Annotated in this window: 25 protein-coding genes; 17 read left to right on the top strand and 8 right to left on the bottom strand. The window is 59.1% G+C overall.

Annotation, left to right across the window (positions count from 1 at the left end; all coding sequences use genetic code 11):
- Positions 1-125: 125 nt before the first annotated feature.
- Positions 126-521 (top strand): lysozyme inhibitor LprI family protein, encoded by a 396-nt coding sequence (locus HF679_RS09410; protein WP_123753776.1) that lies wholly within the window; start codon positions 126-128, stop codon positions 519-521.
- On the opposite strand, the gene rutR is transcribed toward HF679_RS09410, so the two are convergent.
- A complete protein-coding gene (rutR, locus tag HF679_RS09415; RefSeq protein ID WP_123753775.1) occupies positions 518-1156 on the bottom strand; it encodes an HTH-type transcriptional regulator RutR in 639 nt (212 codons plus the stop codon). The two genes, HF679_RS09410 and rutR, sit on opposite strands and share 4 nt — an antisense overlap.
- Before the next feature lie 284 nt (positions 1157-1440).
- Between rutR and rutA the strand changes: the two genes are divergently transcribed.
- The 7 genes from rutA to rutG are packed head-to-tail and all read left to right on the top strand — an operon-like array spanning position 1441 to position 6861.
- Positions 1441-2532, top strand: coding sequence for a pyrimidine utilization protein A (rutA, locus tag HF679_RS09420; RefSeq protein ID WP_123753774.1), 1092 nt, complete (start codon positions 1441-1443; stop codon positions 2530-2532).
- Positions 2532-3242, top strand: coding sequence for a pyrimidine utilization protein B (gene rutB, locus HF679_RS09425; RefSeq protein WP_123753773.1), 711 nt, complete (start codon positions 2532-2534; stop codon positions 3240-3242). Before rutA ends, rutB begins: the two co-directional genes overlap by 1 nt.
- Positions 3235-3630, top strand: coding sequence for a pyrimidine utilization protein C (gene rutC / locus HF679_RS09430; RefSeq protein WP_123753772.1), 396 nt, complete (start codon positions 3235-3237; stop codon positions 3628-3630). Before rutB ends, rutC begins: the two co-directional genes overlap by 8 nt.
- Entirely contained in the window at positions 3627-4412 is a 786-nt protein-coding gene (gene rutD, locus HF679_RS09435) for a pyrimidine utilization protein D (protein WP_123753771.1), read from the top strand. The genes rutC and rutD overlap by 4 nt, the downstream gene beginning before the upstream one ends.
- 13 nt (positions 4413-4425) lie before the next feature.
- Positions 4426-5016 (top strand): malonic semialdehyde reductase, encoded by a 591-nt coding sequence (locus HF679_RS09440; RefSeq protein WP_154143288.1) that lies wholly within the window; start codon positions 4426-4428, stop codon positions 5014-5016.
- 9 nt (positions 5017-5025) lie between these two features.
- On the top strand, positions 5026-5520 hold the full coding sequence (gene rutF, locus HF679_RS09445; protein WP_187042912.1) for an NADH-dependent FMN reductase RutF: 495 nt from the start codon (positions 5026-5028) through the stop codon (positions 5518-5520).
- A 21-nt stretch (positions 5521-5541) separates the two neighbouring features.
- Complete coding sequence (gene rutG / locus HF679_RS09450) at positions 5542-6861, top strand: pyrimidine utilization transport protein G (protein WP_123753768.1); 1320 nt, start codon at positions 5542-5544, stop codon at positions 6859-6861.
- Positions 6862-7010: 149 nt separating this feature from the next.
- Here rutG and HF679_RS09455 read toward each other — a convergent pair whose 3' ends face one another.
- Positions 7011-7184 carry a general stress protein gene (locus tag HF679_RS09455; protein WP_004860412.1) on the bottom strand — a complete coding sequence of 58 codons (174 nt, stop codon included), beginning with the start codon at positions 7182-7184 and terminating at the stop codon, positions 7011-7013.
- Between the two features lie 379 nt (positions 7185-7563).
- Between HF679_RS09455 and wrbA the strand changes: the two genes are divergently transcribed.
- Both wrbA and HF679_RS09465 read left to right on the top strand, forming a co-directional pair.
- Positions 7564-8160 (top strand): NAD(P)H:quinone oxidoreductase, encoded by a 597-nt coding sequence (gene wrbA / locus HF679_RS09460; protein ID WP_123753767.1) that lies wholly within the window; start codon positions 7564-7566, stop codon positions 8158-8160.
- 20 nt (positions 8161-8180) lie between these two features.
- Positions 8181-8408 carry a YccJ family protein gene (locus tag HF679_RS09465; RefSeq protein WP_123753766.1) on the top strand — a complete coding sequence of 76 codons (228 nt, stop codon included), beginning with the start codon at positions 8181-8183 and terminating at the stop codon, positions 8406-8408.
- An 80-nt stretch (positions 8409-8488) separates the two neighbouring features.
- On the opposite strand, the gene agp is transcribed toward HF679_RS09465, so the two are convergent.
- Both agp and HF679_RS09475 read right to left on the bottom strand, forming a co-directional pair.
- The gene (agp, locus tag HF679_RS09470) at positions 8489-9736 is read right to left on the bottom strand and encodes a bifunctional glucose-1-phosphatase/inositol phosphatase (protein WP_123753765.1); all 1248 of its coding nucleotides are present in this window, start codon (positions 9734-9736) and stop codon (positions 8489-8491) included.
- Between the two features lie 109 nt (positions 9737-9845).
- The gene (locus HF679_RS09475) at positions 9846-10205 is read right to left on the bottom strand and encodes a winged helix-turn-helix transcriptional regulator (RefSeq protein ID WP_123753764.1); all 360 of its coding nucleotides are present in this window, start codon (positions 10203-10205) and stop codon (positions 9846-9848) included.
- A gap of 102 nt (positions 10206-10307) precedes the next feature.
- Here HF679_RS09475 and HF679_RS09480 point away from each other — a divergent pair, with 102 nt between their 5' ends.
- Positions 10308-11057, top strand: coding sequence for an SDR family oxidoreductase (locus tag HF679_RS09480; RefSeq protein ID WP_123753763.1), 750 nt, complete (start codon positions 10308-10310; stop codon positions 11055-11057).
- 20 nt (positions 11058-11077) lie between these two features.
- Here the strand turns inward: HF679_RS09480 and HF679_RS09485 are convergent, their stop codons facing one another.
- On the bottom strand, positions 11078-11302 hold the full coding sequence (locus HF679_RS09485) for a hypothetical protein (RefSeq protein WP_123753762.1): 225 nt from the start codon (positions 11300-11302) through the stop codon (positions 11078-11080).
- A gap of 245 nt (positions 11303-11547) precedes the next feature.
- Between HF679_RS09485 and HF679_RS09490 the strand changes: the two genes are divergently transcribed.
- Positions 11548-11670, top strand: a complete 123-nt coding sequence (locus HF679_RS09490) for a small membrane protein (RefSeq protein ID WP_187042913.1) — start codon at positions 11548-11550, stop codon at positions 11668-11670.
- 96 nt (positions 11671-11766) lie between these two features.
- Here HF679_RS09490 and HF679_RS09495 read toward each other — a convergent pair whose 3' ends face one another.
- On the bottom strand, positions 11767-13158 hold the full coding sequence (locus HF679_RS09495) for an APC family permease (RefSeq protein ID WP_123755435.1): 1392 nt from the start codon (positions 13156-13158) through the stop codon (positions 11767-11769).
- 354 nt (positions 13159-13512) lie between these two features.
- Entirely contained in the window at positions 13513-14931 is a 1419-nt protein-coding gene (locus tag HF679_RS09500) for a glutamine synthetase family protein (RefSeq protein WP_123753759.1), read from the bottom strand.
- A gap of 226 nt (positions 14932-15157) precedes the next feature.
- On the opposite strand from HF679_RS09500, the gene puuD reads away from it, so the two are divergent.
- The 4 genes from puuD (at position 15158) to HF679_RS09520 (ending at position 19520) form a co-directional block, all read left to right on the top strand.
- The gene (gene puuD, locus HF679_RS09505) at positions 15158-15910 is read left to right on the top strand and encodes a gamma-glutamyl-gamma-aminobutyrate hydrolase (protein ID WP_174510323.1); all 753 of its coding nucleotides are present in this window, start codon (positions 15158-15160) and stop codon (positions 15908-15910) included.
- Positions 15911-15935: 25 nt separating this feature from the next.
- Entirely contained in the window at positions 15936-16493 is a 558-nt protein-coding gene (gene puuR / locus HF679_RS09510) for an HTH-type transcriptional regulator PuuR (RefSeq protein ID WP_123753757.1), read from the top strand.
- 256 nt (positions 16494-16749) lie between these two features.
- On the top strand, positions 16750-18237 hold the full coding sequence (gene puuC / locus HF679_RS09515) for an aldehyde dehydrogenase PuuC (RefSeq protein ID WP_123753756.1): 1488 nt from the start codon (positions 16750-16752) through the stop codon (positions 18235-18237).
- Positions 18238-18239: 2 nt separating this feature from the next.
- Positions 18240-19520, top strand: a complete 1281-nt coding sequence (locus HF679_RS09520) for an NAD(P)/FAD-dependent oxidoreductase (protein ID WP_187042914.1) — start codon at positions 18240-18242, stop codon at positions 19518-19520.
- Here the strand turns inward: HF679_RS09520 and HF679_RS09525 are convergent.
- Entirely contained in the window at positions 19517-20506 is a 990-nt protein-coding gene (locus HF679_RS09525; RefSeq protein ID WP_261803002.1) for a LysR substrate-binding domain-containing protein, read from the bottom strand. The genes HF679_RS09520 and HF679_RS09525 overlap by 4 nt on opposite strands.
- An 82-nt stretch (positions 20507-20588) precedes the next feature.
- Here HF679_RS09525 and HF679_RS09530 point away from each other — a divergent pair, with 82 nt between their 5' ends.
- The gene (locus HF679_RS09530) at positions 20589-21674 is read left to right on the top strand and encodes a tartrate dehydrogenase (protein ID WP_187042916.1); all 1086 of its coding nucleotides are present in this window, start codon (positions 20589-20591) and stop codon (positions 21672-21674) included.
- The last annotated feature ends 1 nt before the right edge of the window (position 21675 follow it).

Here is a 21675-nt window from a genome sequence, read left to right on the forward strand (position 1 = left end):
GTCCGGGCGACGTAGCCCGGACAGCGCAGCGCCACCGGGGAAGCCCACGACAGCTAATGACACCAGGCCAAAGCTGTGCTTAATTAAAGCTCCCCGACGGGAGCTTTTTTTATGGGAGAAAACCAATGAAACGTACTGTAATTGCCCTTGCCGCCCTGCTGGCAAGCGGACAGGCGCTGGCGGACGAATGCGCCAGCGCCAGCACGCAAGCGGAAATGAACCAGTGTACGGCGGCGCAGTATCAGGCAGACGATCAAAAACTCAATCAAACCTATCAGGAAGCGCTGAAGCGGGCCTCAGGCAAGCAGCAGGAGATGTTGAAAAAGGCGCAGCTGGCCTGGATTGCGCTGCGCAACGACGACTGCGCGTTCCTCGTCTCCGCAGCGGATGGCGGCAGCGCCCAGCCGATGTTGCTCAATCAATGCATGGCGGATAAAACCGTCGAGCGTGAGTCGTTCCTCGCCTCGCTCCTGCAGTGCGAAGATGGCGATCAGAGCTGCCCGCTGCCCCCGGCCAATTAACGTACACGGATCCCTTCAATGATCATCCGCTGAACGTTATCCACGGTTTGTTGAAAAAAGGCCTCGTCGCGTAACGTTGCGCCGGTTACCGCCTCAATCTGGGTGGCAAAATCGGCGTAATGCTGCGTGGTGGCCCAGATCATAAAGATCAGGTGCTGCGGATCCACCGGCGCCAGTTTGCCGCTCTCGACCCAGCCGGAGACAATCGCCGACTTTTCATCCACCAGGGTTTTCAGATCCCCGGTCAGCTCGCCCATCAGCAACGGCGCGCCCTGCAACATCTCCAGACAGAACAACCGCGAGGCCTGCGGATAATCGCGGGAAACCTCCAGCTTCAGGCGGATATATTCTCGGATCGCCACCAGCGGGCTGATATCCTCACGAAACGCCCGCAGCGGCGCCAGCCAGATAGTCAGGATCTGTTGCAGCACCGCGACATACAGCGCCTCTTTCGACGGGTAGTAATAGAGCAGATTGGTCTTTGATACCCCCGCCAGGTCAGCCACCTGCTCAAGCCGCGTCCCGTGAATACCAAATTGTGAAAACGCGTCCAGTGCTGCGGCCAGGATCGCCTCTTTTTTGGCGTTCACCGCCTGTACCCGCTTGCCGGTTTTTTTCACAGCGCCCTGCGCCATAGGTCATCTCCTGTAATCAACGCCCTCAGCATAGCAAAAGCCCAACGCCGACACGACGTTATGCACCCCAATTGCGCATGACTGCCGTTTTTTCGTGCACTCTTTTTGACCATTCAGTCCACTTTTTCAATCGACACATTCAGCAACCAACGCGCAACACATTAATAACATTGGTTTTTGAAAAACTGGCATCGAGTTTGCTTTATCTTTCAGGCGAGGTGACCAGGGAGATGCAGGATGCAGCACCACGCGCCTTCTTCTTCCCCGACTGCAGAGAGGTACGTATGAAAATTGGTGTCTTCGTTCCGATTGGTAATAACGGCTGGCTGATCTCCACCCACGCTCCGCAGTACATGCCGACCTTTGAGCTGAATAAAGCGATCGTTCAGAAAGCCGAGCACTACCACTTTGATTTCGCACTGTCGATGATCAAGCTGCGCGGCTTCGGCGGCAAAACCGAATTCTGGGATCACAACCTCGAATCCTTCACCTTGATGGCCGGACTGGCGGCGGTGACCTCGCGGATCCAGATCTATGCCACCGCCGCCACCCTCACCCTGCCCCCGGCGATCGTTGCGCGCATGGCCTCCACCATCGATTCCATCTCCGGCGGACGCTTCGGGGTCAATCTGGTGACCGGCTGGCAAAAACCGGAATACGATCAGATGGGCATCTGGCCCGGCGACGAATACTTCTCTCGTCGCTACGAGTATCTCACCGAATATGTCCAGGTGCTGCGCGACCTCTGGGGTACCGGGCACAGCGACTTTAAAGGTGACTACTTCACCATGAACGACTGCCGGGTCAGCCCGCAGCCGTCACAGCCGATGAAGGTGATCTGCGCCGGACAGAGCGACGCGGGCATGGCCTTCTCCGCACAATACGCCGACTACAACTTCTGCTTCGGCAAAGGGGTGAACACCCCCACCGCCTTTGCCCCTACCGCGGCACGCATGATGCAGGCGGCAGAAAAAACCGGTCGCGACGTCGGCTCGTACGTCCTGTTTATGATTATCGCCGACGAAACCGACGAGGCGGCGCGCGCCAAATGGGAACACTACAAAGCCGGTGCCGATGACGACGCCCTGGCCTGGCTCACCGAACAGAGCCAGAAAGACACCCGTTCCGGCAGCGACACCAACGTGCGCCAGATGGCGGACCCGACCTCAGCGGTCAATATCAACATGGGCACGCTGGTCGGCTCCTACGCCAATGTCGCCCGCATGCTCGACGAGGTGGCGACGGTGCCGGGCACCGATGGTGTGCTGCTCACCTTTGACGATTTCCTGCTCGGCATTGAAGCCTTTGGCGAGCGTATCCAGCCGCTGATGCGTTGCCGCGACGCTGTTTCCACCGTTACCCGCGAGGTTGCCTGATGATTACCCTTCCCGCCCGTCCGGAATCCCTGACCTTCCCGGCGCAGAACAGCGCGCTGATCGTCGTCGATATGCAAAACGCCTATGCCAGCCAGGGCGGCTACCTCGACCTCGCCGGGTTTGACGTCTCCGCCACCCGGCCGGTGATCGACAATATCAATACCGCCGTTGCCGCAGCCCGCGCCGCCGGCATGCTGATTATCTGGTTCCAGAACGGCTGGGACGAACAGTACGTCGAAGCCGGCGGTCCCGGTTCGCCGAACTACCATAAATCGAACGCCCTGAAGACCATGCGCAACCGCCCGGAGCTGCAGGGCAAACTGCTGGCGAAAGGCGGCTGGGACTACCAGCTGGTCGATCAACTGCAACCGCAGCCCGGCGATGTGGTGCTACCGAAACCGCGCTACAGCGGCTTTTTCAACACCCCGCTCGACAGCATCCTGCGCAGTCGCGGCATTCGCCACCTGGTGTTTACTGGGATTGCCACCAACGTCTGCGTGGAATCGACCCTGCGCGACGGCTTCTTCCTTGAGTATTTCGGCATCGTGCTGGAAGACGCCACTCACCAGGCAGGCCCGGCCTTCGCCCAGCAGGCCGCATTGTTCAATATCGAAACCTTTTTCGGCTGGGTCAGCGATGTCGCCAGCTTCTGCGAGGCGCTGGAGCCCGCCGCCCCGCTCTCATTCCCGGAGGAGAAACGTTATGCCTAAACAGGTCATTATACCGCCCGGCACCACCACGCCGATTGCCCCTTTTGTCCCCGGCACCCTGGCCGACGGGGTGGTCTATGTCTCCGGCACGCTGCCGTTTGATAAACAAAATAATGTGGTTTATCCCGGCGACCCAAAGGCGCAAACCCGCCACGTCCTCGACACCATCAAAACGGTGATCGAAACGGCGGGTGGCAGTATGGAGGATGTGACGTTCAACAGCATCTTTATCACCGACTGGAAAAACTACGCCGCGATTAACGAAGTCTACGCTGAGTTTTTCCCCGGCGATAAACCGGCGCGTTTTTGTATCCAGTGCGGGCTGGTCAAGCCTGAGGCGCTGGTCGAAATCGCTACCGTCGCCCACATCGGGAAACCAGCCTTATGAAACTGAATATCTCCCCAGCCCCTTTCGATAGCGCACCGGTGGTGGTGCTAAGCGCGGGTTTAGGCGGCGCGGGCAGCTACTGGCTCCCGCAGCGCGCGGTGCTGGCGGAGCGGTATCAGCTGGTGAGTTATGACCAGAACGGCACCGGCGAAAATGCCGGCCCGCTGCCCGCCGGTTACAGCATGGCGGCGATGGCGCTGGAGCTTAAGCAAGCGCTGCAGGCGGCGGGCATCACCCGCTTTGCCTTCGTCGGCCACGCCCTGGGCGGCCTGATTGGGCTCCAGCTGGCGCTCGACTTTCCGCAGGCGGTCAGCGCGCTGGTGCTGGTTAACGCCTGGCTGAGCCTCTCGCCGCATACCCGCCGCTGCTTCCAGGTGCGCGAACGCCTGCTGCACGCCGGCGGCGCCCAGGCGTGGGTCGAAGCCCAGCCGCTGTTCCTCTACCCGGCAGAATGGATGGCCGCCCGCATGCCGAGGCTGGAAGCGGAAGATGCGCTGGCCCTCAGCCATTTCCAGGGTAAAGACAACCTGCTAAAGCGCCTGCATGCGCTAAAAGAGGCCGATTTTTCACGCCGGGCGGCCCAGCTTGCCTGCCCGGCGCTGATCATCAGCGCCAATGACGATTTGCTGGTTCCCGCCTCCTGTTCCCGAACCCTGGCGGCAGCGATACCGAACAGCCAGCAGGTGGAGATGGCCTGGGGAGGACACGCCTGTAACGTGACCGATGCCGGGACCTTCAACCCCATTTTATGCGACGGACTGGCCGCGATGCTGGCCCCGTAATTAAGGAAAATCTATGAGCGAAAGCATTAGCCAGAACGCGCTGGACACCCTGTTCACTCACGCCAGAACCCATAACGGCTGGCTGGATCAACCGGTCACTGATGAGGTACTGCGCGACATTTACGACCTGATGAAAATGGGGCCGACCTCCGCCAACTGCTCCCCGGCGCGGATCCTGTTTGTCCGCACCCCGGAAGGCAAAGCGCTGCTGCGCCCGACGCTCTCCAGCGGTAACCTCGAAAAAACCATGACCGCCCCGGTGACGGCGATCGTCGCCTGGGACAGCGCCTTCTACGATCGCCTGCCCGAGCTGTTTCCCCACGGCGACGCCCGCAGCTGGTTCACCTCCAGCCCGCAGCTGGCAGAGGAGACCGCCTTTCGCAACAGCTCGCTGCAGGCGGCGTATCTGATTTTCGCCTGCCGCGCCCTCGGGCTGGATACCGGCCCGATGTCGGGATTCGATCGCCAGAAGGTCGATGCGGCATTCTTCGCCGACAGCGGCTGGCAGAGCAACCTGCTGATCAATATCGGCTATGGCGACGCCGGCAAGCTGTATGGCCGCCTGCCGCGTCTTTCGTTTGATGATGCCTGCCAGCTGGCGTAAGGAGCCCTCATGTCCGTAGCGGATAAACAGCATTTTCGTGACGCCATGGCGCAGGTCGGCGCGGCGGTCAACATTATTACCACCGACGGTCCGGCGGGACGCGCCGGGTTTACCGCCAGCGCGGTCTGCAGCGTCACCGATACGCCGCCGACCCTGCTGGTGTGCCTGAACCGCTCGGCCTCGGTGTGGCCGACCTTCAATCAGCATCAGGCGCTGTGCGTCAACACGCTGGCGGCCGGGCAGGAGTCGTTATCTAACGTCTTTGGCGGCAAAACCCCGATGGCAGAGCGCTTTGCCGCCGCCGCATGGCAAACCGGCCTTACCGGCTGTCCACGGCTGGTCGATGCGCTGGTCAGCTTCGACTGCCGTATCAGCCAGATAGTCAGCGTCGGCACCCACGATATTTTGTTCTGCGAAGTCGCCGATATAGTCAGACACCCAGAGCCGCGCGGGCTGATGTGGTTCAACCGCGGCTACCACACGCTCATGCGTCCAGCCTGTTAACCTCAAACCCGGGATATCATCATGGCACTTTTCGATTTTCCTCGCTGGCAGTTGACCTCCCCCTCCGCCGCGTCCGGCGTTGTGGCCCCCGATGAACGGCTTTCCTTCGGGCAGACGATGGTGATGGGCGTCCAGCACGCGGTGGCGATGTTTGGCGCCACGGTGCTGATGCCGATTCTGATGGGGCTGGATCCGAACCTCGCGATCTTGCTCTCCGGCGTCGGGACCCTGCTGTTTTTCGTGGTCACCGGCGGCCGGGTGCCCAGCTATCTTGGCTCCAGCGCCGCCTTCATTGGGGTGGTGATCGCCGTGACCGGCTTTAACGGTCAGGGGCTGAACCCGAATCTTAGCGTCGCGCTCGGCGGGATCATCGCCTGCGGCCTGGTGTATACCCTGATTGGCCTGGTGGTGATGAAAGTCGGCACCCGCTGGATCGAACGGCTGATGCCGCCGGTGGTGACCGGCGCGGTGGTAATGGCGATCGGCCTGAACCTCGCGCCCATCGCCGTGCGCAGCGTCTCGGCCACGGCCTTCGATGGCTGGATGGCGGTGCTGACCGTGCTGTGCATCGGGCTGGTGGCGGTGTTTACCCGCGGAATGGTGCAGCGTCTGCTGATCCTCGTCGGCCTGATCGTAGCCTGCGCGCTGTACGCGCTGCTGGCGAACGTGTTTGGACTGGGCAAGCCGCTCGATTTTAGCCTGCTGGAACAGGCCGCGTGGTTCGGCATGCCGCACTTCACCGCCCCGACCTTTAGCGGTCCGGCGATGATGCTGATCGCCCCGGTGGCGGTGATCCTGGTGGCGGAAAACCTCGGGCACCTGAAGGCGGTCGCCGGAATGACCGGGCGCAATATGGACCCGTACATGGGGCGGGCGTTCGTCGGTGACGGGCTGGCAACCATGCTTTCCGGCGCGGTTGGCGGCAGCGGGGTGACCACCTACGCGGAAAACATCGGGGTGATGGCGGTGACCAAAGTCTACTCCACGCTGGTGTTCGTGGCGGCGGCGGTGATTGCGATCCTGCTCGGCTTCTCGCCGAAGTTTGGCGCCCTGATCCACACCATTCCCGGACCGGTGATCGGTGGAGCGTCGATCGTGGTGTTCGGCCTGATTGCGGTGGCCGGCGCGCGTATCTGGATCCAGCACCGGGTGGATTTGAGCCTCAACAGCAACCTGATTATGGTGGCGGTCACGCTGGTGCTCGGCGCCGGCGATTTTGCCCTCTCCCTCGGCGGCTTTACCCTCGGCGGTATCGGGACGGCCACCTTTGGCGCCATCCTGCTCCACGCCCTGCTTAACCGTCGCGCACCGGAGACGGCGCAGTCCAACGTGCCTGTGTAATCCCTCTCTGTGCACCGGGGCGACGGTACCCACCGTGCCGTTCGCCCCGTATACAGGCATAAAAAAACCGCCGGTAGAGACCGGCGGCGGGGAGGATATGGCGGGTGCCCAGGAGATTAACGCCACATCACAAACAGTCAGCCTGCTCGTCAGCTATGACGGTTGCCGTGACTGTTTTTCCCTCCTTTTTTGCCAGCTTCCGACGCGCGTTGAGGATCGTTTTTGAAGTTCCCCCCGCTATGCTGGCCACCTTTGCGACCTGCTTCTGATGCTCTTTCACGATCCTCGGCAAAGTTGCCGGAACCGCCACGATGGTTTGCCATCACTGACCTCCACTTGGTTAGACATCATCTTGCATTACCGGCAGCGCCTGGCCCTGCAGCGCAGCATAGGGCATGGCCATTGTGGTGCTGCGTACTGTTAAGCGTAGTGAATGAAACGCATTCGCCTGGTAAATAGAAACATTTTGCAATACCTGCCGGGGTAAAACAGACCCTCCCCCGCCCGCGTCACGCTAAGCGTTTCTTATGGCTCACGAAAAGCCGTCCGGCAAAGATGTTTCTTTTTGCGACAACCCACTTTTTGCAATTTTGTTATAAATCAAATAAATGATTGTTAGATTTGCACTCTTAGCCAGACGCCTTATCTTTAAAGGTAGCCAGTCGATTGGCTGGTCTCATACGCAACCGAGGAGTGATGCAAATGGCTAAAATTCTGGTGCTTTATTATTCAATGTATGGACACATCGAAACCATGGCTCATGCCGTCGCCGAAGGGGCGAACAAAGTCGATGGCGTTGACGTGGTCGTGAAGCGCGTGCCGGAAACTATGCAAGCAGAGGCGTTTGCCAAAGCAGGCGGGAAAACGCAGAATGCGCCCGTCGCCACGCCGCAGGAACTGGCAGAGTACGACGCCATCATCTTTGGTACCCCAACACGTTTCGGCAATATGTCCGGACAGATGCGCACCTTCCTCGATCAGACCGGTGGCCTGTGGGCATCGGGTGCACTGTACGGCAAACTGGCCAGCGTCTTCTGCTCCACCGGTACCGGTGGCGGGCAAGAACAAACCATTACCTCCACCTGGACGACCCTGGCCCATCACGGGATGGTGATTGTGCCAATCGGCTACGGCGCGCAGGAACTCTTTGATGTGTCGGCGGTTCGCGGCGGTACGCCGTATGGCGCGACCACCATCGCCGGCGGCGACGGTTCACGTCAGCCAAGTCAGGAAGAGCTGGCGATTGCCCGCTATCAAGGTGAACACGTCGCAGGACTGGCAGTTAAATTACACGGCTAACCTTCAGCAGGAGGATGTGCATGCCAACTCAAGAAGCGAAGACCCACCATGTGGGCGAATGGGCAAGTTTACGTAATACCTCTATCGAGATCGCCGAGGCGATTTTCGAATTAGCCAAATACGATGAAAAGCTAGCAGAAAAAATCTGGGAAGAAGGCAGCGACGAAGTGCTCTCTTTGGCCTTCGCCAAAACGGACAAAGACGCGCTGTTCTGGGGCGAACAAACCATCGAGCGTAAAAACGTCTGACGCAGAACGCCCCGGTATCGCTACCGGGACGCCAGTACTGAGAACCGGAGCGGCCAGCAGGCCCTCCGGTTTTTTTATGCCTATTTTGCCGCCTCGTTCATCACCTGCTTAAAGGTTGTCATCGGGCAGAACCCGTCGGCATCCACCGGGCAGCCGTTAAGCGCCAGGGTCACCCGTTGCGGTGGTGATTGCAGGGTTAACGGTTCAGCATTGCGCAGCTGCGAGGTGCTTTGATAGACGTACTCAATTTTCATCAGCTCGCGGTTGCTGCCGCTGTCATGCCAGCGCTGGAAGACGATTTTGCCGCCGATGGGGGTACGTTCGTACTGGTTATGCAGCTGATAAGGCTTGAAGTCCAGCGCGGTCAGCAGAGAGGCGATATTGGAATCGTGCCCCACCAGCAGCGTCACTTTGGCCGCCTGCTGCGCATCGCCGACCAGCGCCTTATCGATATATTTCACCAACGGTTTAGCTACATTGCGCGCCACCTCTGGCGAGGTGAACAGGCTGTCCTGATAGCCGTTTTTCAGCTTCGACAGCACCTGCCACTGCTTATCGCTTTTGATCTCTCCCCATGCCACCTGGTCCAGCGGGAAACCTTCGTAATACTGCAACGTGAAGGCGTCGACCAGCGAGTTACCCACTTTCAGCGGCCCGGAAACCCCCGGCTCCTGTTGGTATTTCGCGCTGAAAGTATCTTTCGCGGCGCTTAACTCACACACCTGCTTCTCTTTGCAGGAGGGGGAATTTTGGTAATCCGTCATTTCCTCGAGCAGCTTGTAGCTGTCGGTCAGCTGCATGCCCTGGCGCTCTTTGGTCATCGCCTGTACCGCTTTTTCGCTGAAGGCGGCGGAATCTTCGGTGATCACCGGGTTAAACGTCGGGTCCATGGTGCCCATTTGCGGCTGGTGATGAACCGTCACGCCGCAGCCGGGAAAGGCGCCGGTGATAAAGAACTGGGCGGTGGCGACGGTCCGTTGCAGGCTGTTGGCGTAAGCGTAAACCGCGTTGTCCGGCGGGCACTCACCGCTGGTCACCAGCCCCTGCTGGGCCAGCCATTCACGCATATAGTGCCCCATGTACACTTCGAGCACCCCGCCTTTGGTGGTCAACTGACCGCCGGGAACATCCCACTCCGGCCACGATTTTGGCGTCGACTGTTCCAGTACGCTGCCGTTATTGGCCAGCGGCGCGCGCAGGTTGTGACGGCTCATGATCAACACCTGCTGCAGCTGATAACCCTGCGGTGCCACCGCGTCCTGCGCCTGGGCCGCGGCGGACAACACCAGCGCCTGGACCACGATACCTGCGAGTAGACTCTTTCTCATCCCTTTATCCTCAGTCATTTTCATCGCTTCTATTGTGGCAAATTCATGACATTTTTCCGCCTCGGCGCTCGCAAACTGAGGCACCGGGAGAAATTTTTATCTGCCCACTTTAACGCCTCAGCAGATGACCGTGCTGGCTCATCCACTCCGCCAGCGGCTGTAACGCGCTGCGCATCGACAGCCCCAGCTCGGTTATCTGATACTCCACCCGAGGGGGGATTTCGGCATAGACGCAGCGCGACACCAGCCCGCGCTGCTCGAACAAGCGGAGCTGACGGGTCAGCTCTTTTTGCGTGATGGGCGCCGCCGCCCGCAGCAGTTCGCCGAAGCGCACCGGCGCATTGAGGACGATCAGCCGGTAGAGGATCGGGATCGCCCACTTCCCGGCAATCAGATTAACAAAGTCGGTCATCGGGCAAGATGAGTGCCCGAAATTTTTTTCATCGACGCTCGCCGCGGTCTTCGCCATAGCACACCTTTTGCCTCGTTAGTATCCAATTGGTACCTGGTATCCTTTGGATACTAAAGCTTTTATAGTCCCATTTCCAGAGACTCAATCAGGAGCATCATCATGGGACGTTTAGCAGGAAAATATACGCTGATTACCGGGGGCACCAGCGGCATCGGCCTCGCCACCGCGCAGGAATTTATTGCCGAAGGGGCGCAGGTCGCGGTCACCGGCCGCCAGCATGCGGCGCGCGAACAGGCGCAGGCGCTGCTGGGAGAAAACGCATGGGTTATTGCGGCTGATGCCGGTGACGCCGCCGGGCAGCGCCAGCTGGCGGAGACCCTGAGCGCACGCTGGCCGCGGCTGGATGCCGTGTTTATCAACGCCGGTGACGTGACCCACGGTAACTTTGGTGAATGGCGCGAGGAGGAGTGGGATCGGCTGATGAACGTTAACCTCAAAGGGCCGTTCTTCTTACTGCAGGCCTTGCTGCCGCTGCTCGCCAACCCCGCGTCGGTGATTCTGTGCGGATCGGTCAGCGCCCATATCGGCTTGCCAACCAGCAGCGCTTACGCCGCCAGTAAAGCCGGGCTGCTGTCGCTGGCGCGCACCCTGTCGGCGGAACTGCTGCCGCGCGGCATTCGCGTGAATGGCCTGAGCCCCGGCCCGGTTCGCACCCCGGCGCTGGATAAGCTGGGCCTCAGCGCTGAGGCCATGAGCGCCCTGCAGGAGGAGATCAAGAACCTGGTGCCGGTCGGACGCATGGGCACCCCGCAGGAGCTGGCCAAAGCCGCGCTGTACCTGGCATCGGATGAGTCCGGCTACGTGGTTGGCAGCGAGCTCCTGGTGGATGGCGGGACGAAAAATCTCTGATCCCGTGACGGCGGCGGGCGTTACTCCGGCAGCGGGACCGCCGCCAGGGTGCAGATAGCTTCATGCTGTCCGCCGCGGCGATCGATCATCACCACTTTGTCGCCGGCTTTTTTGCCTTCACAGGGTTTTAATACCTGGTCCATAACCCGTTCGCGGGTTTGCTGGTTCTCTGACTCTGCCACAGTGGTAAAGGAGGTCAGGATCAAGGTCAGCCCAAGCAGGCCGACGATAGGTCTATTACACATGCATTGTTCTCAGATAATTCTCACTCAGGTACAGGGTAACAGCCTGAAGGTCTTACGTCTGTAAAATCAGTTAACGGATTGTTTCTCAGCGAGAAAATCGGCGGGTTCGCTAGTCACAAAAACCATATCACCCTGATTTACGTCGAATTTATCACTGCAATATGTCACATTTCAGACACATCCTGATGCTATCGTGGCGGCAAATTTATAGAGTTCATGTTTTCCACTCAAGCCCAGGATCGCTTATGTCCGGTATTATTCTCATTGTTGTCGCGGTCATTTTGCTGGGGGTTGCGCTTTACAGTCTGGTGTCATACATCAAAGAACGCCGCGCCAGTCAGCTCCCTTTCCATAAAAAGAGAAAGTAGCCCGCTCAGATGGTCACAACGTACAAAAAAGGCTGGACACCTTAGTGACCAGCCTCAGGCACTATGCCGGCTTTGACTTCCGAGCAGCCTGAACGGCTACGATTCCCATGCCCGCTCGGCTTTCGCCGCATCGAATTGCGGCGGCGGCTGACGGAAACGACGGGTTAAATAGGTCAAATACAGCAGCCCCACCGCGCCCCATACCAGCCCCAGCGTTAACGATGTCGCCTCAAGGTTGATCCACAGCACCGCCACCGTCGCAGCGCCGATCAGCGGCAGAATCAGATAATGCAGGCGATCCTTCCACGTTTTGTTATAGCCCTTGCGCCGCCAGAAGTGGTTGAACACCGACAGATTAACGAAGGTAAAGGCCACCAGCGCGCCGAAGTTGATCAGCGCCGTCGCGGTCACCAGGTCGAAGAACAGCGCCGACAGCGCCACTACCCCGACCATCAGCACGTTCAGCGCCGGCGTCCGCCACTTCGGATGCACATAGCCGAAAATACGTTCCGGGAAGACGTTATCCCGCCCCATAACGTACAGCAGACGCGACACGCTGGCATGCGACGCCAGGCCCGACGCCAGGGTATTCACGAAGGTAGTGCACAGGAAAATTGACTGGAACAGCTTGCCGCCGACATACAGCGCAATTTCCGGCAGCGCTGCATCCGGGTCCTTAAAGCGGCTGATATCAGGGAAAAAGAGCTGCATAAAGAACGAGGCGACGATAAAGATAATCCCGCCGTACACCGCCGTCAGGAAAATCGCTTTCGGGATCGTCCGCGCGGCGTCCGGGGTCTCTTCTGACAGCGTCGTCACCGCGTCAAAACCAAGGAACGAGAAGCAGACGATCGTCGCCCCGGTAATAATCGGGATCAGATGCGCGTTCTGGCTGATAAACGGCTGCAACGACCATACGGTGCCAACCCCTTCCCCTTTGTGCAGCCCCTGCACCACCAGGAAGATAAACACCACCATGATCGCAATCTGCACCAGCACAAACAGAGTATTAAAGTTCGCCACCAGGTTAACGCTTTTAAGATTCGCCGCCGTCAGAATCACGACAAACCCCACCACCCAGATCCACGGCGGCACTTCCGGGAACAGCGCCGACAGATAGATCTTCGCCAGTAAGACGTTAATCATCGGTAAGAACAGGTAATCGAGCAGCGATGACCAGCCCACCATAAAGCCGACGTGAGGACTGATCGACTTCTGCGCGTAGGTGTACGCCGACCCGGCCTCCGGGAACTGCCGCACCAGCTTACCGTAGCTGATCGCGGTAAACAGCACTCCGGCCAGCGCCAGAAGATAGGAAGCGGGCACGTGGCCGTTGCTGATGCCGGACACAATCCCGAAGGTATCAAATACCGACATCGGGGTGAGATAGGCCAACCCCATTACCACCACTTGCCACAGCTTGAGCGACTTGCGCAGGCCGGGTTTGCCGGCGGCAGACGACACATCGAGCGAGGTGTTAGCAACCATGAGCATCCCCCCCCATGCAAACGTTGGTTTGTGCGCACAATGATCGGGTGACAAACCTGCTTAACAGGGGGGTAAGGCATAAAAAATCGTTCAGGACAGACCGACGAGCGGCGGTTGATTCGGACATCTTGCGGCCTTCATGGCCCCCTTCTCCCTGCGGATATTTGAACATCGGCATCATCTCTTTCCTCGTCACACACTGTGTCGTTAACTGAAGCCCGGTATCGCCTGCGCTCCTTTACGCGACATCCGGGAAATCGCTGGACTTCCAGCAAAAACGTCCGACCAGGCTCCGCTCAGGCCGTATGATGCAACTTTATCGCTCGACGGTAGCGGCCCCTTGCGGGGCAACCATCAGGCGTTTTTCAACATCCACTCAATTTCGGTTTCGGTGATAAGCCGTTCAAACTGCATTAATTCATCATTCTTACAGGCGTGATAAACGTGGCAGAAACGCTCACCCAGCCGCGCGCGCAGGCTATCGTTTTGCATAAACTCCCACAGCGCATCGCTTTGACGGATCGGGAACGGCAGCCCTTCCTGCTCCAGGCCATTGCCTTCCACTTCTTCCTGCAGCGGCAGCGTATTGTCCAGCCCGTGCAATATGCCGGCGAAAATCGCCGCCATCACCAGATACGGGTTGGCATCCGCTCCCGCCACGCGATACTCCACGCGGTGGTTCTGACGATCGCCGCACGGGATCCGCAGCGCCACGGTGCGGTTGTTATGCCCCCAGGAGGCCTGAGTCGGGACATACATCCCCGGCTGGAAACGACGCCACGAGTTAACGTTCGGCGCCAACAGCGCCATCGACGACGGCATCAGGTCAATCATCCCGGCCAGCGCGCGTTTCAACAGCGCAGAATCCTCGCCGTCGGCGTCCGCCAGCACGTTTTCGCCACGGTGGTTTTGCATGCTGATATGGATGTGCATCCCGCTGCCCGCGTGCTCTTCATAAGGCTTGGCCATAAAAGTGGCATGCATCTTATGCTTCTCGGCCATCAAACGCACGAGGCGTTTTAACGCCAGCGCATCATCGCAGGCATCGAGCACGTTATCGGTATGGTGCAGGTTGATTTCAAACTGACCCGGTGAGGCTTCGGCCACCGCGCCATCGGCCGGAATCAGCTGCAGCTGGGCCAGTTCATCGATGTCATTGAGCACGTCAGCGAAGTGGTTGAGGTTGTCCACCGAGTAGACCTGGCTCTGGGTGTTGCGATCGCCGGTGCCCGGCGCGCAAGGTGGCTGTAGATAGCCTTCGGCATCACGTTTACGATCCAGTAAATAGAACTCCAGCTCTACCGCTACCACGGGGAACAATCCGCGCTGGCGCAACTGCTGCCAGAGGCGGTTAAGTACGTTCCGCGGCTCAACGTCAAAGGGAGCGCCATCTTCATCCACCATCGTCAGCTGTACCTGAGCGATAGATTGCGGATCGGCAGCCGACGGGGTTAAGGTCCCCGGCACCGGGATGCAGGAACGATCCGGCTCGCCCATATCCTGGCCAAGACCGGCCTCTTCCACCACATTGCCGAGAATATCCATGGCAAAAACCGACGCCGGGAAGTAGCAGCCTTTTTCCAGTTTGCTCAGGCTCGAGACCGGAATACGTTTGCCACGGAAGCAGCCGTTCAGGTCGGTCAGCAACACATCGACATACTGCGTCTCGGGATAACGTTCAAGGTAGCGCTTCACCTCATGAGTGAATGCGCTGCCCCGTCTCTCTTCTGACTGCTGAACAAAATTCTCAACTTCTACAATATTGGTTTCCATCATTCACCGCCGTTGTGTTGGTTTCGGACCGCTGGCTATCTTGCCGTTAAATATAATGTCCACCATTCGAATGTGTATGCAAACAAAATGTTTGTCAAATGTTAAATTAAGTTTGCAAACGGCTATTTGCGCTGCTAGATTGAGAAAATATTGAACGATATGGCCATTTGGCACGCTAAACGGTCATTATTTAGTCCACTTTGTGAGGGCGATCATGGAAAATATAATGTACAGACCAGTTATTGGTGTCGTGATGTGCAGGAACAGGCTGAAGGGTCACCAGACCCAGACTCTGCAAGAAAAGTACCTGAATGCCATTATTAACGCCGGAGGGTTGCCGATTGCCCTGCCGCACGCGCTGGCCGAGCCGGAAATGCTTGCCGCGTTGTTACCGAAACTGGATGGCATCTACCTGCCAGGCAGCCCTAGCAATGTGCAGCCGCACCTTTATGGTGAAAACGGCGATGAGCCTGACGCCGATCCCGGGCGTGATCTTCTGAGCATGGCATTGATTAACGCCGCGCTCGAAAGGCGCATCCCCATTTTCGCCATCTGCCGTGGGTTACAGGAACTGGTTGTCGCCACCGGAGGGACTCTGTATCGTCGTCTTTTCGAGCAGCCGGAGCTCCTTGAGCATCGCGAAGATCCGGAGCTGCCGGTTGAGCAACAATATGCCCCCTCTCACGAAGTACTGGTTCAGGAAGGAGGATTACTTTCTCAGTTAATACCGGGCTGCAACACGTTTTGGGTAAACTCGCTACATGGGCAGGGCGCACGCACCGTAAGCTCACGTCTGCGCGTCGAAGCTCGTTCTTCGGATGGGCTGGCTGAGGCGGTCAGCGTCAATGACCACCCTTTCGCGCTGGGCGTGCAATGGCACCCAGAATGGAACAGTAGCGAATACGCCCTCTCGCGTTTGTTGTTTGAAGGTTTTATCACCGCCTGTCAGAACCACATGGCTGAAAAGCAGCGGCTCTGACCATTACAGTTAAGGAAATGCAAATATGAGCGATGACGGCCTGGCGCCAGGAAAACGTCTGTCAGCGATCCGCCAACAGCTGGGTCTCTCACAACGTCGTGCCGCCGAACTGTCTGGGTTAACACATAGTGCCATCAGCACCATAGAACAGGACAAAGTCAGTCCTGCCATCAGTACGCTGCAAAAGCTGCTGAAAGTTTATGGGCTGTCGCTCTCGGAATTCTTTTCTGAACCAGAAAAACCTGATGAACCCCAGGTGGTGATTAATCAGGATGACCTTATCGAAATCGGCAGTCAGGGGGTTTCGATGAAGCTGGTCCACAATGGAAATCCGAACCGTACGCTGGCGATGATTTTTGAAACTTACCAGCCTGGAACCACGACCGGGGAGAGGATCAAACATCAGGGTGAGGAAATAGGCACCATACTGGAAGGTGAAGTCGTACTGGAGATGAACGGCCAGTCGTATCATCTGGTGGCTGGACAGAGCTATGCCATTAATACCGGCATACCGCACAGTTTCAGCAATACCTCGGCAGGCGTCTGCCGAATTATCAGTGCCCATACTCCCACCACATTCTGATTTTTTAGCCTGAGACTATCTCAGGCTTTCTTCAGGCCAGCGCCGTCGGAAGCCTTTTTCCCGCGGCGCGAAGAACACGCAAATATGCTGCTGCGCAACGATTCTGCTGCGTCGCGCGGCGGCTTATTTCCTGCGGGCCCGACTAATACACAGGCGCGAATAAAACGCGCAATAACGGTATCTGACCCCGGGGACGCCCTGCGCCCCGCACGGTCCGGCATGCCTACAATTCGATTATGTGATTAAGGAGTCTTATATGGATTTCAAACATCTGGCCTGGTGGCAGGATAAAGCGAAAAGCATGGAGATTGAAACGCGGTTATTTATTAATGGCGACTATTGCTCTGCTGTCGATAATACCACGTTTGAAACCATCGACCCCGCCGCACAGCAGACCCTGGCGCACGTTGCCCGGGGCAAAAAGGCCGACGTCGAACTCGCCGTGCAGGCCGCCCGTCGCGTGTTCGATCGCGGAGACTGGTCCCAGGCCTCGCCGGCGCAACGCAAAGCCGTGCTCAACAAGCTGGCGGACCTGATGGAGCTTCATCGTGAAGAGCTGGCGCTGTTGGAAACCCTCGATACCGGGAAGCCGATCCGCCACAGCCTGCGTGACGATATTCCCGGCGCCGCCCGCGCCATCCGCTGGTACGCCGAAGCCATCGACAAAGTGTATGGCGAAGTGGCCCCCACCGGCGCTAATGAACTGGCGATGATCGTCCGCGAACCGGTTGGCGTCATTGCCGCCGTGGTGCCATGGAACTTCCCTCTGCTGCTGGCCTGCTGGAAGCTTGGCCCGGCGCTGGCAACCGGCAACAGCGTGATCCTCAAACCGTCAGAAAAATCCCCGCTGACCGCCCTGCGTCTGGCCGGACTGGCGAAAGAGGCCGGCCTGCCGGATGGCGTGCTGAACGTGATCAGCGGCTACGGCCACGAAGCGGGCCAGGCCCTGTCGCTACACCCCGACGTCGAAGTGCTGACCTTTACCGGCTCCACCCGGACCGGCAAACAGCTGTTAAAAGATGCCGGCGACAGCAACATGAAACGCGTCTGGCTGGAAGCGGGCGGCAAGAGCGCCAACATCGTCTTTGCCGACTGCCCGGACCTGCAAAAAGCGGTTAACGCCACCGCCGGCGGCATCTTCTACAACCAGGGCCAGGTCTGCATCGCCGGCACCCGTCTGCTGGTCGAAGCGAGCATCGCCGACGAGTTCCTGCGCCGCCTGCAGGAGCAGGCGCGCCTCTGGCAGCCGGGCAACCCGCTGGATCCCGAGACCACCATGGGAATGCTGATCGATAACACCCATGCCGACAGCGTGCACAGCTTCATCCGCGTCGGAGAAAGTCACAGCACCCTGCTGCTGGACGGGCGCAAAAATCCGTGGCCCGCCGCCGTCGGCCCGACGATTTTCGTCGACGTTGACCCGACGTCCCCGCTGAGCCGCGAGGAGATTTTTGGCCCGGTATTGGTGGTAACCCGCTTCACCTCGGAAGAGGAAGCCCTGCGCCTCGCTAATGACAGCGATTACGGCCTGGGCGCCGCGGTCTGGACCCGCGATCTTTCCCGCGCCCACCGGATGAGCCGCCGTCTGAAAGCCGGCTCCGTGTTTGTGAACAACTATAACGATGGTGACATGACCGTGCCGTTTGGCGGGTATAAGCAGAGCGGCAACGGACGAGATAAGTCGCTGCACGCGCTGGAAAAATTCACCGAACTGAAAACGATATGGATGACTCTGGAGTCTTAATCATGACCGAACATACCACCAGTTATTACGCCGCCAGCGCCAACAGCTACGAACCCTTTCCGACGCTGAGCGAATCCATCAGCTGCGATGTCTGCGTTATCGGCGGCGGCTATACCGGCCTCTCTTCGGCCCTCCATCTGGCCGAAATGGGCTACGACGTGGTGCTGCTGGAAAGCGCGCGCATTGGCTTCGGCGCCAGCGGGCGCAACGGCGGCCAGCTGGTCAACTCCTACAGCCGCGATATCGACGTGATTGAAAAAACCTACGGCCCCGACGCGGCCCGCATGCTCGGCAGCATGATGTTCGAAGGCGGCAATATTATTCGCGAGCGCATCCAGCGCTACCAGATCCAGTGCGACTACCGCCCCGGCGGCCTGTTTGTGGCGATGAACCACAAACAGCTGGAAACCCTGGAAGAGCAGAAAGCGAACTGGGAGCGCTACGGTAATCAGCAGCTGGAGCTGCTGGACGCCAGCGCCATCCGCCAGGAAGTTAACAGCGACCGCTACACCGGCGCCCTGCTCGACCATAGCGGCGGCCATATTCATCCGCTCAATCTGGCCATCGGCGAAGCAGATGCCATTCGCCTTAACGGCGGCCGGGTGTACGAGCAGTCACCGGTCACCCGCATCCAGCACACCAGCCCGGCGGTGGTGACCACCGCCAAAGGCCAGGTCACCGCCCGCTACGTGATCGTCGCCGGCAACGCCTACCTTGGCGATAAAGTCGAGCCAGAACTGGCCAAACGCAGCATGCCGTGCGGCACCCAGGTCGTCACCACCGAACCGCTTTCGAAGGAGGTCGCGCGCTCGCTGATCCCGAAAAACTACTGCGTCGAAGATTGTAACTATCTGCTGGATTACTACCGCCTGACCGGCGACAACCGCCTGCTATACGGCGGCGGCGTGGTCTACGGCGCCCGTGACCCGGACGACGTCGAGCGCCTGATTATGCCGAAGCTGCTGAAAACCTTCCCGCAGCTGCAAGGGGTGAAAATCGACTACCGCTGGACCGGCAACTTCCTGCTGACGCTCTCGAGGATGCCGCAGTTTGGCCGCCTCGATAACAACATCTATTACATGCAGGGCTACAGCGGGCACGGCGTGACCTGTACCCACCTCGCCGGACGGCTGATTTCCGAGCTGCTGCGCGGGGATGCCGAGCGCTTCGACGCCTTTGCCAACCTGCCGCACTATCCGTTCCCCGGTGGGCGCAGTTTGCGCATTCCGTTTACCGCCATGGGCGCGGCCTACTACAGCCTGCGCGACCGGCTGGGCGTTTAATCCCCTCTGCCGACGGCGCCCGCCGTCGGCAACCTTGCCTCTCTCTCCTGTTCCGGCAGGCTCTGGGGGAAATGCTGCTGAAAGTAGTGGCGCAAAAACTCCACGCAGATGCGAATTTTCGCCGAGGTCGCCAGCCGCGACACGTACACCGCCCAGATGCTGGCGGGCTGATAATACTCCGGCAGCAGATGCAGCAGATTGCCGCTGGCGATATTCTCCCTGACGTCCCACCACGATCGCAGCGCGATCCCCTGGCCCTCCAGACACCACTGGTGGACGATTTCGCCGTGGTTCGACGACAGCGGCCCGGTCACTTTAATCGCGTGCTCCCCCTCTTTATCGTGCAGCTGCCAGACGCCAAAGGGCCGGTCGCGTTCTTTGATCACCAGGCAAGGCAGCGCGGCAAGGTCGCTCAGCTGCTTTGGCCGGGAATGACGGGCCACAAATTCCGGTGAGGCGCAGAGAATACGGTGATTGGTGGCCAGCTTGCGGGCAATCAGATGGGGAGCGATATCGTCCCCCACGCGGATATCCAGATCGACCCCCTCATTGGCTAAGTCCACCAGCCGGTCGGCGACATCAAAACGGATCTCCAGTTGCGGATAGCGCTGGGCCAGCTCAGACAGCGCCGGAGCGACCACCCGGCGGCCAAAGCCAAAGCTGCTGATAATCCGCAGCGTCCCCTGCGGCACCTGCCGCACGTCCGAGAGCTCATCCATCATCTGGTCGACATCCTGCAAAATGCGCTGCCCCCATTCGTAGATACGCTCCCCCTCTTCGGTGATGGCGACCCGGCGGGTGGTGCGGTGCAGCAGTTGGACATTAAGCGTTTGCTCCAGCAACGACACCCGCTTGCTGACAAACGCCGGCGAAACGCCCAGCTCTTCGGCGGCGGCGGCAAAACCGGCGCGACGGGCGACCAGCATAAAGACGCGTAAATCGTTCAGCAGCGGCAGATTATTCATGATTCGTGTTTTATGTTTCACCAGTTGACGGGATTAATTATGAATCAGTCAATTATAGGATAGCGGTGAAGTCAATTTTCCTTACCGCAAACTGAGAACAACGATGAATAAAACCCTACGTATTGCCGCCATCCCCGGCGATGGCATCGGTAAAGAAGTGCTGCCTGAGGGCATTCGCGTACTGCAGGCCGCTGCCGAATGCTGGGGGCTGGCGTTAAGCTTCGAGCACATTGAATGGGCCAGCTGCGATTACTACGCCCGGCACGGAAAAATGATGCCCGACGACTGGCAGGCGCAACTGAAACCGTTCGATGCGATCTATTTCGGCGCGGTCGGCTGGCCGGATATTGTGCCGGATCACATCTCCCTGTGGGGTTCGCTGCTGAAGTTCCGCCGCGAGTTCGACCAGTACGTCAACCTGCGCCCGGTGCGTCTGTTCCCTGGGGTTCCCTGCCCGTTGGCAGGTAAGCAGCCCGGCGATATCGATTTTTACGTAGTGCGCGAGAATACCGAAGGGGAATATTCCGCCCTCGGCGGGCATGTTAATCCTGGGACCGAGCATGAAGTGGTGATTCAGGAGTCGGTGTTTACCCGCCGCGGCGTGGACCGGATCCTGCGCTACGCCTTTGAGCTGGCGCAAAGTCGCCCGCGCAAGACGTTAACATCGGCGACCAAATCCAACGGCCTCGCCATCAGCATGCCATTCTGGGACTCGCGGGTTGAAGCCATGGCTCAGCACTATCCGCAGGTACAGTGGGACAAGCAGCATATTGATATTCTGTGCGCCCGCTTTGTGCTACAGCCGGAGCGTTTTGACGTAGTGGTTGCCTCAAACCTGTTCGGCGATATCCTCTCCGACCTCGGCCCGGCCTGTACCGGCACCATCGGGATTGCCCCGTCGGCAAACCTCAATCCGGAGCGCACCTTCCCGTCGCTGTTTGAAGCGGTTCACGGCTCGGCGCCGGATATCTACGGTAAAAATATCGCCAACCCCATCGCCACCATCTGGGCCGGGGCGATGATGCTCGATTTCCTCGGCAACGGAGATGCGCGTTATCGGGCCGCCCATGACGGTATTCTGGCGGCGATTGAGCAGACCATCGCCAGCGGACCGAAAACGCCGGATATGCAGGGCAGCGCCTCCACCCAGCAGGTGGGCGCCGCAATTTGCCAGGCGCTCGGCCGGTAAG

It is taken from the genome of Enterobacter sp. JUb54 (assembly GCF_014298075.1).
Lineage (GTDB): Bacteria > Pseudomonadota > Gammaproteobacteria > Enterobacterales > Enterobacteriaceae > Klebsiella > Klebsiella lignicola.